Annotated in this window: 15 protein-coding genes; 7 read left to right on the top strand and 8 right to left on the bottom strand. The window is 64.3% G+C overall.

Annotated features, from left to right (window positions below):
- Nucleotides 1-77: 77 nt before the first annotated feature.
- Together dnaJ and dnaK are read right to left on the bottom strand one after the other, a co-directional pair.
- Complete coding sequence (dnaJ, locus tag AC1Q5P_RS00445) at nt 78-1208, bottom strand: molecular chaperone DnaJ (protein WP_492517851.1); 1131 nt, start codon at nt 1206-1208, stop codon at nt 78-80.
- 70 nt (nt 1209-1278) lie between these two features.
- Nucleotides 1279-3186, bottom strand: a complete 1908-nt coding sequence (gene dnaK, locus AC1Q5P_RS00440; protein ID WP_193828176.1) for a molecular chaperone DnaK — start codon at nt 3184-3186, stop codon at nt 1279-1281.
- 168 nt (nt 3187-3354) lie between these two features.
- Between dnaK and AC1Q5P_RS00435 the strand changes: the two genes are divergently transcribed.
- Both AC1Q5P_RS00435 and AC1Q5P_RS00430 read left to right on the top strand, forming a co-directional pair.
- A complete protein-coding gene (locus tag AC1Q5P_RS00435) occupies nt 3355-3906 on the top strand; it encodes a copper chaperone PCu(A)C (protein ID WP_193828175.1) in 552 nt (183 codons plus the stop codon).
- Nucleotides 3903-4397 (top strand): vgr related protein, encoded by a 495-nt coding sequence (locus AC1Q5P_RS00430; protein ID WP_492517850.1) that lies wholly within the window; start codon nt 3903-3905, stop codon nt 4395-4397. The genes AC1Q5P_RS00435 and AC1Q5P_RS00430 overlap by 4 nt, the downstream gene beginning before the upstream one ends.
- Here the strand turns inward: AC1Q5P_RS00430 and AC1Q5P_RS00425 are convergent, their stop codons facing one another.
- Nucleotides 4398-4658, bottom strand: a complete 261-nt coding sequence (locus AC1Q5P_RS00425; RefSeq protein ID WP_039331092.1) for a YMGG-like glycine zipper-containing protein — start codon at nt 4656-4658, stop codon at nt 4398-4400. It abuts the gene before it with no gap.
- Nucleotides 4659-4823: 165 nt separating this feature from the next.
- Here AC1Q5P_RS00425 and AC1Q5P_RS00420 point away from each other — a divergent pair, with 165 nt between their 5' ends.
- On the top strand, nt 4824-5501 hold the full coding sequence (locus AC1Q5P_RS00420) for a cysteine hydrolase family protein (RefSeq protein ID WP_193828173.1): 678 nt from the start codon (nt 4824-4826) through the stop codon (nt 5499-5501).
- A gap of 108 nt (nt 5502-5609) precedes the next feature.
- Here AC1Q5P_RS00420 and AC1Q5P_RS00415 read toward each other — a convergent pair whose 3' ends face one another.
- Together AC1Q5P_RS00415 and hrcA are read right to left on the bottom strand one after the other, a co-directional pair.
- Nucleotides 5610-6185: a nucleotide exchange factor GrpE gene (locus tag AC1Q5P_RS00415; RefSeq protein WP_492517849.1), complete on the bottom strand. Its 576-nt coding sequence runs from the start codon at nt 6183-6185 to the stop codon at nt 5610-5612.
- The gene (gene hrcA / locus AC1Q5P_RS00410) at nt 6182-7246 is read right to left on the bottom strand and encodes a heat-inducible transcriptional repressor HrcA (RefSeq protein ID WP_193828171.1); all 1065 of its coding nucleotides are present in this window, start codon (nt 7244-7246) and stop codon (nt 6182-6184) included. Before hrcA ends, AC1Q5P_RS00415 begins: the two co-directional genes overlap by 4 nt.
- A gap of 77 nt (nt 7247-7323) precedes the next feature.
- Between hrcA and rph the strand changes: the two genes are divergently transcribed.
- Genes rph through AC1Q5P_RS00390 form a run of 4 tightly spaced genes read left to right on the top strand, consistent with a single transcriptional unit; the run spans nt 7324 to nt 10766 of the window.
- Nucleotides 7324-8040 (top strand): ribonuclease PH, encoded by a 717-nt coding sequence (gene rph / locus AC1Q5P_RS00405; protein ID WP_039331100.1) that lies wholly within the window; start codon nt 7324-7326, stop codon nt 8038-8040.
- Nucleotides 8040-8714 (top strand): RdgB/HAM1 family non-canonical purine NTP pyrophosphatase, encoded by a 675-nt coding sequence (gene rdgB / locus AC1Q5P_RS00400; protein WP_492517848.1) that lies wholly within the window; start codon nt 8040-8042, stop codon nt 8712-8714. Before rph ends, rdgB begins: the two co-directional genes overlap by 1 nt.
- A 10-nt stretch (nt 8715-8724) precedes the next feature.
- Complete coding sequence (hemW, locus tag AC1Q5P_RS00395; RefSeq protein WP_492517847.1) at nt 8725-9876, top strand: radical SAM family heme chaperone HemW; 1152 nt, start codon at nt 8725-8727, stop codon at nt 9874-9876.
- Entirely contained in the window at nt 9873-10766 is an 894-nt protein-coding gene (locus tag AC1Q5P_RS00390; RefSeq protein ID WP_492517846.1) for a tyrosine recombinase XerC, read from the top strand. Before hemW ends, AC1Q5P_RS00390 begins: the two co-directional genes overlap by 4 nt.
- Here AC1Q5P_RS00390 and AC1Q5P_RS00385 read toward each other — a convergent pair whose 3' ends face one another.
- The 3 genes from AC1Q5P_RS00385 to AC1Q5P_RS00375 all read right to left on the bottom strand — a co-directional run bounded on the left by AC1Q5P_RS00385 (nt 10767) and on the right by AC1Q5P_RS00375 (nt 13265).
- Nucleotides 10767-12095, bottom strand: a complete 1329-nt coding sequence (locus tag AC1Q5P_RS00385; protein ID WP_230487846.1) for a sensor histidine kinase — start codon at nt 12093-12095, stop codon at nt 10767-10769.
- A gap of 82 nt (nt 12096-12177) precedes the next feature.
- Nucleotides 12178-12855 carry a response regulator transcription factor gene (locus AC1Q5P_RS00380; RefSeq protein WP_039331476.1) on the bottom strand — a complete coding sequence of 226 codons (678 nt, stop codon included), beginning with the start codon at nt 12853-12855 and terminating at the stop codon, nt 12178-12180.
- A 113-nt stretch (nt 12856-12968) separates the two neighbouring features.
- The gene (locus AC1Q5P_RS00375) at nt 12969-13265 is read right to left on the bottom strand and encodes a PepSY domain-containing protein (protein ID WP_039331477.1); all 297 of its coding nucleotides are present in this window, start codon (nt 13263-13265) and stop codon (nt 12969-12971) included.
- Between the last annotated feature and the right edge of the window lie 100 nt (nt 13266-13365).

Raw genomic sequence — 13365 nt, 5'->3', positions numbered from 1 at the left:
GGCGGGGGCCTCAGTCGGTTCAAGCAGCCGGTCTGTAACAGCGCCCAGGTCCCCGCCTGCGCGGGGACGCGGCAAGCTTACTCCGTCAGATCCGTCCAGGCATCCTTGATGCGCTCGAAGAAGCCCCTTGACTGCGGGCATTCCTCACCGGTCTCGGTCGCCTGGAATTCGCGGAGAATTTCCTTCTGGCGCGCCGAAAGCTTGGTCGGGGTCTCGACGTGGATTTCGACGACAAGATCGCCGATGCCGCGGCCCTGCAGCACGGGCATCCCGCCGCCACGTTTGCGCAACTGCTTGCCCGACTGGATGCCGGCCGGAATTTCAATCGTGTGGACCTTGCCGTCGAGGCCCGGAATCTCGATCTCGCCGCCCAGCGCTGCGGTCGTGAAGCTGATCGGGCAGCGTGTCAGCAGCGTCGTGCCCTCGCGCTCGAACACTTTGTGGCGCTGGATATGCAGGAACAAGTAGAGGTCACCCGGAGGCGCGCCGAACGGCCCAGCCTCGCCCTTGCCGGCAAGGCGGATGCGCGTGCCATTGTCGACGCCCGCCGGAATGTTCACCTGCAACCGCTGCTCGGCATCTACCCGGCCTTCGCCGCGACAGGCCTTGCACGGGCTCTCGATCACTTCGCCGCGGCCATGGCAGTTCGGGCAGGCCCGCTCCACCATGAAGAAGCCCTGCTGCGCCCGCACCTTGCCGTGCCCGCCGCAAAGGTTGCAGCGTCGCGCCGAAGTGCCCGGTGTTGCGCCAGAACCACCGCAAGGATCGCACTTCTGCGAAACCTCGACCGCGATCTCGGTCTCCTTGCCGTGGAATGCGTCCTCAAGGCTGATTTCCATGTCGTAGCGCAGGTCCGCGCCGCGCCGCGCCTGCTGACGGCCACCGCCGCCAAACGCACCGCCGAAGATCGTCTCGAAGATATCGCCAATATCGCCGAAGTCTCCGCCACCGAAGCCACCTTGGCCGCCACCTGCGCCCTGCTGGAACGCGGCGTGACCATAGCGGTCATAGGCTGCCCGCTTCTGCGGGTCGGAGAGGCAGGCATAGGCCTCGTTGATCTGCTTGAACTTGGCCTCGCTCTCTGCACAGCCCGGATTCTTGTCCGGGTGGAACTTCATGGCGAGTTTTCGGTATGCAGACTTCAGGACCTTCTCGTCCACAGTCCGCTCAACTTCGAGCAATTCGTAGAAATCGATCTCGGCCGACATTGCGCTTCCCTAACGCGAAGACCCGCCGCCAGCGCATTCGCGCGAGCGGCGGGCCGGTTTCATCGCAACATCACTTGTTATCGTCGACTTCCGAGAACTCGGCGTCGACCACGTCGTCATCAGCCTTCGGAGCCTCGGCGCCCGGAGAAGCCGCAGCAGCCTGCTCCTTCTCGTAGATCGCCTGGCCCATCTTCATGGCCTTTTCAGTGAGCGCCTGGGTCTTGGCGGTCATCTCTTCCGAGTTACCACTTTCGACAGCCGTCTTGGCCTCGGCGATGGCGGCTTCGATCTCTGCCTTCAGCGATGCGTCGATCTTGTCGCCGTTCTCTTCAAGCTGGCGCTCGGTCGCGTGGATGAGGCTTTCGGCGTTGTTCTTGGCTTCCGCCTCGGCACGACGCTTCTTGTCCTCTTCGGCGAACTTCTCGGCATCGCGGACCATCTGGTCGATGTCCGCATCCGACAGACCACCAGACGCCTGAATGCGGATCTGCTGCTCCTTGCCGGTGCCCTTGTCCTTCGCGCTCACGTTCACGATGCCGTTGGCGTCGATGTCGAACGTCACCTCGATCTGCGGCACGCCGCGCCGGGCTGGCGGAATGCCGACTAGGTCGAACTGGCCGAGGAGCTTGTTGTCCTGCGCCATTTCGCGCTCGCCCTGGAAGACCCGGATCGTCACCGCCTGCTGATTGTCCTCGGCAGTCGAATAGACCTGGCTCTTCTTGGTCGGGATCGTGGTGTTGCGGTCGATCATCTTGGTCATGATGCCGCCCAGCGTCTCGATACCCAGCGAAAGCGGGGTCACGTCGAGCAGCAGCACGTCCTTGACGTCACCCTGCAGAACGCCAGCCTGGATTGCGGCACCCATGGCGACGACTTCGTCCGGGTTCACGCCGGTGTGCGGATCCTTGCCGAAGAAGTCCTTCACCACTTCGCGGACCTTGGGCATGCGGGTCATGCCGCCGACGAGAACGACGTCATCGATGTCCTTGGCCGAAAGACCGGCGTCAGCCAGAGCCTTCTTGCAGGGGTCGAGCGTGCGCTGGATCAGGCCTGCGACCAGCTTTTCAAGATCGGCGCGGGTGATCGTCTCCACCAGATGGAGCGGGGTGGTGCTGCCACCTTCCATGCGGGCGGTGATGAACGGCAGGTTGATTTCGGTCGTCTGGGCAGACGACAGCTCGATCTTGGCCTTTTCCGCGGCTTCCTTCAGGCGCTGCAGGGCAAGCTTGTCGCCGCGCAGGTCCATGTTTTCCTTCGACTTGAACTTGTCGGCAAGGAATTCCACCAGCGCCGTATCGAAGTCCTCACCACCCAGGAACGTGTCGCCATTGGTCGACTTTACTTCGAACACGCCATCGCCGATCTCGAGGATCGAGATGTCGAAGGTCCCGCCACCGAGGTCATAGACCGCGATCGTCTTGCCGTCCTGCTTGTCGAGGCCATAGGCCAGCGCCGCAGCCGTCGGCTCGTTGATGATGCGCAGCACTTCGAGACCCGCAATCTGCCCGGCGTCCTTGGTCGCCTGGCGCTGTGCGTCGTTGAAGTAGGCCGGCACGGTGATCACCGCCTGCGTCACGGTCTCGCCGAGATAGGCCTCGGCGGTTTCCTTCATCTTCTGCAGGGTGAAGGCCGAGATCTGCGACGGGCTGTAGTCCTGGCCACCGGCCTTGACCCAGGCATCGCCGTTCTTGCCCTTGGTGATAGTGTAGGGGACGAGTTCCGTGTCCTTCTGGGTCAGCGGATCGTCAAAGCGGCGGCCGATCAGGCGCTTCACCGCGAAAATCGTGTTGTCGGGGTTGGTCACCGCCTGGCGCTTGGCCGGCTGGCCGATCAGGCGCTCGCCATCCTTGGTGAATGCGACGATCGACGGCGTGGTGCGCGCACCTTCCGAGTTTTCAATGACCTTGGGCGTGCCCCCGTCCATAACAGCAACGCAGCTGTTGGTCGTGCCAAGGTCGATGCCAATAACTTTAGCCATGAGTTCCCCAGTTCCTTCCATTCAAGACACCGCGTGGGAAAGCGATCCCCCTGCCGGGCAGACCGCCATGTGCGGCTCGATTGTCCGCGATATAGGTGCGCTTCTTCTTGGCACAAGGCCCCCACGCGCTTACCTCGGGACACATATTGGCAACAGGAGTCGCCCTTCATGCGCAAGCTTGCAATCATTGGACTTTCCGCCCTCGCCCTGTCGCTCGGCGCCTGCGGCCAGAAGGCAGAAGATCCGACGGATCAGGCCAGCAGCAGCGCCGCAGCCGGTCCCGAAAGCGCACCCGGCGTCACGGTGACCGACGCGATGGTCCGCCTGCCCGCAGTGCCGGGCACGCCGGGCGCTGCCTACTTCACCGTCTCGCAGGGCAGTGGCGCTCCGCGCAAGATCGCCTCGGTCTATGTCGAAGGCGCGCAGCGCGCCGAGATGCACGAAACCGTCACGAAGAACGGCATCTCCTCAATGCAGCAGGTCAAGGACGTGCCGATCGAAGCGGGCAAGAGCGCGGAGTTCAAGCCGGGCGGTCTTCACGTGATGCTGTTTGACGTGGCTGACAGCCTCAAGGCCGGCGGCACCACGGAACTCACGATCACGCTCGACAATGGCGACAAGGTCAGCGTTCCCGCCAAGGTCGAAGCGCTCGGCGGTGGCAGCGACGCCGACGCGATGGAAGGCATGGACCATTCCGGCCACGACATGAGCAAGATGTGAGAAAAGCCGACGCTCCCTGCCCGCCTGGCGGGGAGCGCCGCCTCACGCCAGGCGAATGCGCGCTGGTTTTCGAAGTGTTTGGCGCCGCCGTAGACACCCGCCCCGTCCGCATCCGCCGCCGCCGCTGGTTTCCCTTCCAGCCGGCGGCCACGGTCATGGCCCCGATGGGGCACCTCCACTTCGCTGCCGCCAGCCCGCACTACGAGCACGACTTCGCAGACGCACCGCTTCCGGCCCAAGGGATGTTCATCCATGAAATGGTCCACGTCTGGCAGGCCCAGACGCGCGGCCGATGGTGGCTCCCGCTGATGCGCCACCCGTTCTGTCGCTACAGCTACACCTATGATCCCGGCCGCCCGTTCGAACGCTACGGCATCGAACAGCAGGCTGAGCTTGTCCGCCACTGGTTCATGGCAAGACGGGGCGCACCGTCACCGGCCGCCCCGCCATTGCAAGCGCTCGACGCGCTTGTTCCGTTCAATCCAGGCTGATCAGCAGCGCACTTCGTATTCCCGGCCATAGCGATCGACCTGATAGCAGCGATTGTCACGCTTGCGGATCTGCGAACCGCCAACCGCGCCAACTGCGCCACCGATGGCCGCACCCTGCACAACGTCGCCGCCAGTCGCTGCGCCGATTCCTGCACCAACCGCGGCGCCCACAGCAGCACCCTCGCCTGCATAGTTCCTCGCGCAGCCGCCCAAAGTGACGGCCGAACCCATGATAAGCGAAGCAATGATGATCTTGCGCATAATATATCTCCGTTTCCCGGAGACGACGCGCCGACCTTCTTCGCGTTCCATGCCTTGCGATGAAGCGTTTTATCCAGCGTTTCTCCTGCCGAAACCGCGAAAGCCTGTTGAGGACAGTCGGCATGCGAACAGGCAAGATGGCCGGCAGCAGGAGATCTGACCGCCATGCCTCATGCCGTTGACCATCGCGCCATCCTTGCCCGCTTCGCCCCCACGCGCGGTGGTGATGGCAATATCTTCCAAGATATCGAACCCGCGCGGCTCGCCCATATCGTCGTCGACATGCAGAACGGCTTCATGGAGGAAGGCGCGCCGGTAGAAGTGCCGATGGCCCGCACCATCGTCGACAATATCAACCGCATCAGCGCCGCAATTCGTGCCAGCGGCGGCCACAACGTGTTTCTCCGCTACACCACACCGCCCGATGGCGGCCCGAGCTGGTCGAATTTCATGGTTCGCATGGGGAGCAAGGCGCAAGGGCACCAGGAGGCCTTCACCCCGGGCGCGCATTACTGGCAGCTCTGGCCAACGCTCGAAGTAGCCGCGAACGATACGGTGATCGACAAGCACCGCTTCAGCGGTTTCACGCCCGGAACCTGCATGCTCCACGCCGTCCTGCAGGATCGCGGCATAGATACGGTGCTGATTACGGGCACCCTCACCAACTGCTGCTGCGAAAGCACTGCCCGCGACGCGATGCAGCACAACTACCGCGTGCTGATGGCGGGCGATGCCATGGCCGCACTGTCAGACGAGGAACACGCTGCGACGCTCCACAACATGGCCTTCGTATTCGCCGATCTCTATTCGACGGATGAAATTGTCGGATTGCTCGGAGGGTAAAAAGCTCTGCGCCCCTGCGAAGGCGGGGGCCTCGGTGGTTTCACGAACCATCAAAGCAAACCGGCTGAGGTCCCCGTCTCCGCGGGGACGCATCAGCGTGCGATAAAATCAGTCCGGCTTCTTGGCCACTGCCACCATTGCCGGTCGCAGCAGACGGTCCTTGATCATATAGCCTGCCTGCAGCTCCGAGATCACCGTGCCCGGTTCGGCATCGGCCGAGGGCATCTCGATCATCGCCTGGTGCTGGTGTGGATCGAGCGGGAGGCCCATTGCGGCGATGCGGGTGATGCCGTGGCTGCCGAACACCTTCTCGATCTCGCGCCCCGTGGCTTCAAGCCCGGCGACGAGGTTCTTGAACTTCTCGTCCTCGCGCAGGTCAGCCGGGATCGATTCCAGGGCGCGCGCCAGATTGTCCGCTACCGAAAGGATATCGCGGGCAAAGCCGGTCGCGGCATAGGCGCGGGCGTCGGCGATGTCCTTCTCCATGCGACGGCGCACGTTCTGCGTTTCGGCCTTGGCATAGAGCACGTCCTGCTTGGCCGCCTCAAGCTCCTCGCGCAGCCTGGCCGCTTCATCGCCTAAAGAGGAATCCTTGGCGGAAGACTGGTCGATCATGTCCTCGGGCACACCCTTCAGTTCCGCCTCGACTTCAGCGTCAGTGGGGCGCGTCTCGTTATCGCTCATTTTCTCGAAAATCCGTCTTGTCCGATGAATCTGCCCAGCGTCTGGGCGGTGAAATCAACCATGGGGACGACGCGCGCATAATTCAACCGCGTTGGGCCGATCACGCCGACCACGCCGACCACCCGCCCCTCGCTGTCGCGCCATGGTGAGGCAATGACCGACGACCCCGAAAGCGAGAACAGGCGGTTCTCGCTCCCGATGAAAATACGCGTCGCTTGCGCCTCGCGCGCGGCATCCAGCACCCGCGCGATCGCCTCGGCGCTCTCCAGTTCGTCAAGTAGCTGGCGGACGCGTTCGATATCGCTCAGCGCCGCTTCGTCGAGCAGGTTGGCCTGCCCGCGCACGACCATCACTGGTCGCGCCGCGGCATCCTGCGTCCACACCACCAGCCCGCGCTGCACCAGATCGGCACTGGCTGCATCCAGCGCCGAACGTCCCCCATCGATCTCCGCTCGCACCACGCCAGACGCTTCGCCAAGCGTGCGACCCTGCAACCGGCTCGTCAGATAATTGCCAGCCTGCTCAAGCACCGCAGCACCCACCGGCTCGGGCAAGTCTATCACCCGGTTCTCGATCCCGCCGTCCTCGCTGACCAGCACGGCGAGCGCCCGCACGGGCGAGAGCGGCACGAACGAAATCTGCACCAGCCGGGGCTCGCGCTTGGGCACCATGACCACCGCAGCCCCCGCTGACAGTTCGGACAGCGCCGAGCTGGCCGCTGCCAGTGCATTCTCGATGGTTCCGCCATGAGCGAGCCCGCGCTCGATCTGCGCCCGCTCGGCCACGGTGGGCTCGGCCACCTGCATGATGCCGTCGACGAAGAGCCTCAGGCCCACCTCCGTCGGCATCCGTCCTGCACTGGTATGCGGCGCAGCAAGAAGCCCGGCGTCCTGCAGTTCCTGCAATACAGAGCGGATCGAAGCGGGCGACAAGTTCACGCCCCCCGGCCCCGCCAGTGCCTTGGAGCCCATCGGCTGTCCACTAGCGATATAACCCTCCACGACGAGACGGAAAATCTCGCGTGCGCGGTCGGTCAGATCGGAGAGCGTTGGGCCGTGCATGGTGACAATCTAATCCACGCTCTTGCAGGCTCAAGCCCGATGCGCCAGAGGCTGGCCAAACTTTTGAGGGAAAATCCATGCGACCTTCCGGCCGTGCGCCCGATGAAATGCGCCCCATCATCATTGAAACCGCCTTCACCAAGCACGCCGAAGGCTCGGTCCTGATCTGCTTCGGCGATACCAAGGTGCTCGTCACCGCCTCGGTGGAAGAGCGCGTGCCGCCATTCCTGCGCGGCAAGGGCGAAGGCTGGGTCACGGCGGAATACTCGATGCTTCCCCGCGCCACCCACACCCGCGGCAGCCGCGAGGCGGCGAAGGGCAAGCAGTCCGGCCGCACGCAGGAAATCCAGCGCCTGATCGGCCGGAGCTTGCGCGCCGTCACCGATCTCAAGAAGCTGGGCGAGCGCCAGATCACGCTCGACTGCGACGTGATCCAGGCCGACGGCGGCACCCGCACCGCCTCGATCTCCGGCGCTTGGGTCGCCCTGCGTCTCGCCGTACAGAAGCTGCTTGATAGCGGCGCGATCAAGGAAGACCCGCTGACCGAAAAGGTCGCCGCGATCTCCTGCGGCATCGTCAATGGCCAGCCGGTGCTCGACCTTGATTACATTGAAGATTCCTCGGCAGATGCCGACGCCAACTTCGTCCTGATCGAAGGCGGCAAGATCGCCGAGGCGCAGGCCACGGCCGAAGGCGCGACCTACGACGAAGAAGGCCTCCTGCGCCTCCTCCGCCTCGCCCGCATCGGCTGCAACGAGATCTTCGCGGCGCAGGAAAAGGCGGTTCGCGGCTGATGTCTTCGCCCCGTCTCGGCACCGGCAAGCTAGTTATCGCCACGCACAACGCCGGAAAGCTCAAGGAAATTCAGGCCCTTCTCGCGCCCTACGGGATCGAGTGCCTGTCCGCCGGCGCACTCGGCCTGCCGGAGCCTGCCGAGACGGGCACGACCTTCGTCGAGAACGCGCTGATCAAGGCGCGGGCAGCGGCGGAGGCTTCGCAGATCCCCGCCCTTGCCGACGACTCCGGCCTCTGCGTCGACGCCCTCGGAGGAGCACCGGGGGTCTACACCGCGGATTGGGCCGAGGCGGACGTGTTCGAGGGAGGGCCCGGTCGCGACTGGTACATGGCGATGGGCAAGGTTGAGGGAAAGCTCGCGGGAGTTGAGGCCGAGTTCGCGAGAGTTGCGGCAGAGTCCGGGGAGAGTGCCCCAGAGTTGGAAAGAGGCTGCCACTTTGCCTGCGTGCTCGCCATCGCCTGGCCAGAAGGCTCCCACGCGGTCTACGAAGGCCGGGCGCATGGCACTCTCACCTGGCCTCCGCGCGGAACAATGGGCTTCGGCTATGACCCGGTGTTCGTGCCCGTGGGCGACACTCGCACCTTCGCAGAACTCGATCCGGCCGAAAAGCACGCGATCAGCCACCGCGCCGACGCCTTCGCCAAGCTGGTAGCGGACCAGTTTTCGGCCTAAGGCTCTGGCCATGGCCCTAGCGCTCTACATCCACTGGCCGTTCTGCCTCGCAAAGTGCCCCTATTGCGACTTCAACAGCCACGTCCGTGATCGGACGGACATGGCGGCTTGGGCCAAGGCGCTGCTGGCGGACATGCGCCATGAAGCGCAGTTGACGCCGGGCCGGAAGCTTACCTCGATCTTCTTCGGCGGGGGCACGCCTTCGCTCATGCCGCCAGCGCTGGTCGAAACGCTGCTGCGTGAGGCACAAGGCCTGTGGGGCTTTGCCCCCGGTATCGAGATCACGCTTGAGGCCAACCCGAGCTCGGTCGAGGCTGCCAATTTCGCTGCGCTGGCAAGCGCTGGGATCAACCGCGTTTCGCTCGGTCTGCAGGCGCTCGACGACAAGACGCTGAAGTTTCTCGGCCGACTGCATGGCGTCACGGAGAGCCTTGCCGCGCTGAACCTGGCGCAGTCCCACTTCAGCCGCGTCAGCTTCGATCTGATCTATGCCCGCCCTGAACAGACGCCAGCGCAATGGCAGGCAGAGCTGCAGCGCGCGCTGGCCTTCGGAACCGGCCATCTCAGTCTTTACCAGCTGACCATCGAACCCGGCACCCGCTTCGCCACGCTGGTGCGCGAAGGCCATCTCACACCACTCGACGACGATCAGGCCGCCGACTTGTTCACGCTCACCCGCGAACTGACTGCCACTGCCGGCCTCCCCGCCTACGAAACCAGCAACCACGCCCGCCCAGGCGAGGAAAGCCGCCATAACCTCACCTACTGGCGCTATCAGGACTACGTAGGCATCGGCCCCGGTGCACATGGGCGCAGGCTCGGCGCGGCGACTGTGCGGCACAAGAAGCCCGAGAACTTCCTGCGCGCGGTAAGTGAGCAGAAGCACGGCATTGCCGAGGAGCGGCATCTGATCCCCTCGGATCAGGCAATGGAAGCGGTGCTGATGGGCCTGCGACTGGCCGAGGGTATCGAGCCGGTGCCCCTCGCTGCGCGGTTCGGCTTCACTGCGAATGATCTTATCGACCCGGCAAAACGCGATTTCTACGTGCGGCTGGGCCATCTTGCCGAGGACCGCGGACGCCTGAGCGTGACCGAACAGGGCGCGCCGCTGCTTGAGGCCCTGCTCGCGGAACTCGTGCCGGCGGCGCTGGTCGGCGCATGACCACGGCGGACTTTCTCGAGGCTTGGCACAATCACTTGGCTCTCGGCCGCCGTCGCTCACCCCATACCGTGCGCGCCTATACCGCAACCGTCGCGCGCCTGCTTCATGCCTTGCCCGAAGGCCAAAGCTGGTCAACGCTCGCGCGGATCGACGCTACAACCTTGCGCAATCATATGGCCGAGCGCCGCGCCGATGGCCTGGGCAATGTTTCTGCGGCGCGCGAACTTTCGGCGCTCAAGTCCTTCATCGCCTTCGCCCGCGAGCAGGCTGGAGAGGCTGACACCAGCCGCCCACGATTGCGCGGCCCGCGCGTAAAGAAGGGCTTGCCGCGCCCCGTCACGCCAGACGAAGCGGTCAATCTTGCCGAAATGGTCGCCGACGATGCGGGGGTACCATGGATCGCCGCGCGCGACCGTGCCGTCCTGCTTCTGCTTTATGGTGCCGGAATGCGCATTGCCGAAGCGCTGGCGCTGCCAGCCTCAACCTTGCCGCTGGGCGAAACTGTCGTGATTACCGGCAAGGGTGGCCGCCAACGCGTCGTTCCCCTGCTGCCGATCGTGAGCGAGGGTGTTTCCGACTATGTGGCGCAATGTCCTTGGCCGCTTGCCAAGGACGAACCGCTGTTTCGCGGCGCGAAGGGCGGTCCCTTGGCGCAGGGCATGGTGCAACGTGCTGTGGCAAGGGCGCGCACCGCGCTGGGTTTGCCGGCCACGGCGACGCCGCACGCCCTGCGTCACTCCTTTGCCACGCACCTGCTAAGCGCCGGGGCTGACTTGCGCTCCCTGCAGGAACTGCTCGGCCACGCGAGCCTGTCGTCAACCCAGATCTATACCCGGGTCGATGCGGCAACGCTGCTGGACGTCTACCGGAATGCCCATCCGCGGGCGTGATCACTGTTTGGCAGTGGCACTCCGTGGCAATCGCAGCACCGACAGCAACCCGCCGAGGTCTTCACTTTCCCTGAGTTCGACGCTGCCGCCGTAGATTTCTGCAACATCCCGCACGATAGCGAGGCCAAGGCCGGTTCCGGGCTTTCCGGTATCGAGCCTGGCGCCACGATCGAAGATGCGCTCGCGGGACTCCTCGGGAATGCCGATGCCATCGTCCTCGACCCAGATTTCGCAGAACTTCGGATCGGCGGGTGCAGCGTCGATGGTAATGAAGACCGATCCGCCGCCGTACTTGGCCGCATTCTCGATCAAGTTGCCAAGGATCTCGTCGAGGTCCTGACGCTCGATCGATACCTCGGCGGTGCGGTTGCCGTCCATGTCGAAGCGCACGTTCGGGTAGAGGCGGACAACAGCCCGTTCCACTGCTTCGGCGCTTTCCCACACCTGGGCGCGTGACATGCCCACCGCGCGGCGACCGACTGCGCGCGCGCGCGCGAGGTGATGGTCGACTTGACGGCGCATGACCGCAGCTTCGCGGATCACCGTATCGGCAAGATCATCGGCCTTGGCGGTTGCCGCATTCATCACCACGGTGAGCGGGGTCTTGAGGGCGTGGGCAAGATTGCCTGCATGGGTGCGCGCCTCTTCGGCCTGGCGCTCGGAGTGTTCGAGCAGGGCGTTGAGTTCGACCACGAGTGGCTGGACTTCGAGGGGCAAGGGCTCGGTGACGCGGCTTGCCCCGCCCTCGCGCATGCGGGCTATCGCCAGCCTCACACGACGCAAGGGGCCAAGGCCGTAGAACGTCTGCAGTCCCGCCATGGTGAACAGCCCGAGGCCGAGTGCGAGGAAAGACCAGATCAGGATCGAGCGGATGCGCCGGATCTGTGCGTCGATCTCGCCACGGCTGGCGGCGACCTGAAATTCCCACAGCGTGTTGGCACCCGGCAGGATCACAGAGCGCTTTATGATACGCAGGCGCTCACCCTCGAACTGGTCGCTGTCGTCGATCTTCGGGTCGACATAGTTCTGATCGGGATCGGTGCGGAGCGAACGGTCCCACAGCGAGCGCGAAGGGAAGTCCTCGTGCCCTTGCCCGGAGATTTGCCAGTAGAGGCCGCTGTTGGGCTCAAGGAAGCGCTGGTCGCCGAGGGGGCGGTTGAAGAAGACTTCACCGTCCGGCCCGATCTCGGCCGAGGCGACCATTGCGGTCAGCATATAGCCGAGTTGTTCATCGAAATTGCGGGTGACCAGCCCAGTCAGCGTCTGGTCGAGCGCCAGACCACCGCCGAGCAGGAGGACGCTGATCCATCCTGCCGCGATAAGCAGCATTCGCCGCGCCAGCGAGCCGGTATGCGGCGCTGGCTGCGGCGTGTCGTTGCTGCCCTTCTCCGGCACCTATTGCCTGCGCGGATTACCCACGACCGGGTTCGGCCGGATCATCGAGGCTGTACCCAAGACCGCGGATCGTGGTAATCACATCGGGGCCCAGCTTCTTGCGGATACGAGTGACGAAGACTTCGATCGTGTTGGAATCGCGGTCGAAATCCTGATCGTAGATGTGTTCGATCAGTTCGGTCCGGCTGACCACCTTGCCCTTGTGGTGGAGTAGATAGGACAGGAGCTTGTATTCCTGCGCTGTCAGCTTGACCGGTTCGCCGTTAAGCGTGACGCGGCCTGAACGCGTATCGAGGCGCACGTCGCCAGCGGTGAGTTCGGATGAGGAATTGCCGGAGGCGCGGCGGATCAGCGCACGCAGGCGGGCGATCAGTTCCTCGGTCTGGAAGGGTTTGGCAAGATAATCGTCAGCACCGGCATCGAGCCCGGCAACTTTGTCGGACCAGCTGTCGCGCGCGGTGAGAACGAGGACCGGGAACTTGCGCCCCTCCTTGCGCCACATGCCGAGCACGGTCAGGCCGTCGATCTCGGGCAGGCCGAGGTCAAGGATGACGGCGTCATACTCTTCGGTAGAGCCCATGAAATGCCCGTCTTCGCCATCGACCGAAAGATCGACGGCATATCCGTTCTGTTCGAGCGTGTTCTTGAGCTGCTTGCCGAGAGTGGGTTCGTCCTCGACGATCAGAATGCGCATCATTTGCCCCTTACTGCACGCCGCACGGGCGCGAACACTTGCAGGGCTAGATGGGGCGCGAAACCTGAACGGTCAAGGAACTGGCGCGAAAGCCACCGTTCACCAACAGGCTCTCATCGACTTTCGCCGAGAACCTGACCGGTGCGGGCGTCAACATCCACGAACATGACCCGGCCATCACGGATGAACTTCAGGCGATAGACCATCGCAGACGGATCGTACTCAGGGCCGAGATACTGCATTCCCGGTTTGGTCGGCAGCACGCGGCGTTCGATATCGCGGAGCGAACGCACGTTGCCGGCGCGCAGGTCGCGGCGGGCCTCGTTCTGCTCGTCGGGCCGCTGCTGGGCGTGCGACGTTACGGGCAGGAGAGCCAGTGATGCGGCAAGAAGGGCAATGGCACGGTTCATGATGTGCGCATGCATAAGCCGAGGGCATTGAACAAGCGGTGAATGCGAAGCCGCGTTATCGTTCAGCGTCGGGCGTTGCGCGAGGGCAACGCTGCGGCTA

The sequence above is a fragment of the Novosphingobium sp. GW835-FHT14H07 genome, from assembly GCF_058793515.1.
Note: the sequence above shows the minus strand (reverse complement) of the source record. Positions and strands in the feature narration are given on the sequence as shown.

What these genes read in the sequence shown, in the direction of transcription:
- AC1Q5P_RS00415 (WP_492517849.1), bottom strand. Translation starts at nt 6,185, where the DNA reads ATGAGCGATAACGAGACGCGCCCCACTGACGCTGAAGTCGAGGCGGAA.
- AC1Q5P_RS00420 (WP_193828173.1), top strand. Translation starts at nt 4,824, where the DNA reads ATGCCTCATGCCGTTGACCATCGCGCCATCCTTGCCCGCTTCGCCCCC.
- rph (WP_039331100.1), top strand. Translation starts at nt 7,324, where the DNA reads ATGCGACCTTCCGGCCGTGCGCCCGATGAAATGCGCCCCATCATCATT.
- AC1Q5P_RS00375 (WP_039331477.1), bottom strand. Translation starts at nt 13,265, where the DNA reads ATGAACCGTGCCATTGCCCTTCTTGCCGCATCACTGGCTCTCCTGCCC.
- hemW (WP_492517847.1), top strand. Translation starts at nt 8,725, where the DNA reads ATGGCCCTAGCGCTCTACATCCACTGGCCGTTCTGCCTCGCAAAGTGC.
- rdgB (WP_492517848.1), top strand. Translation starts at nt 8,040, where the DNA reads ATGTCTTCGCCCCGTCTCGGCACCGGCAAGCTAGTTATCGCCACGCAC.
- AC1Q5P_RS00390 (WP_492517846.1), top strand. Translation starts at nt 9,873, where the DNA reads ATGACCACGGCGGACTTTCTCGAGGCTTGGCACAATCACTTGGCTCTC.
- hrcA (WP_193828171.1), bottom strand. Translation starts at nt 7,246, where the DNA reads ATGCACGGCCCAACGCTCTCCGATCTGACCGACCGCGCACGCGAGATT.
- AC1Q5P_RS00425 (WP_039331092.1), bottom strand. Translation starts at nt 4,658, where the DNA reads ATGCGCAAGATCATCATTGCTTCGCTTATCATGGGTTCGGCCGTCACT.
- dnaK (WP_193828176.1), bottom strand. Translation starts at nt 3,186, where the DNA reads ATGGCTAAAGTTATTGGCATCGACCTTGGCACGACCAACAGCTGCGTT.
- AC1Q5P_RS00435 (WP_193828175.1), top strand. Translation starts at nt 3,355, where the DNA reads ATGCGCAAGCTTGCAATCATTGGACTTTCCGCCCTCGCCCTGTCGCTC.
- AC1Q5P_RS00380 (WP_039331476.1), bottom strand. Translation starts at nt 12,855, where the DNA reads ATGCGCATTCTGATCGTCGAGGACGAACCCACTCTCGGCAAGCAGCTC.
- AC1Q5P_RS00385 (WP_230487846.1), bottom strand. Translation starts at nt 12,095, where the DNA reads ATGCTGCTTATCGCGGCAGGATGGATCAGCGTCCTCCTGCTCGGCGGT.
- dnaJ (WP_492517851.1), bottom strand. Translation starts at nt 1,208, where the DNA reads ATGTCGGCCGAGATCGATTTCTACGAATTGCTCGAAGTTGAGCGGACT.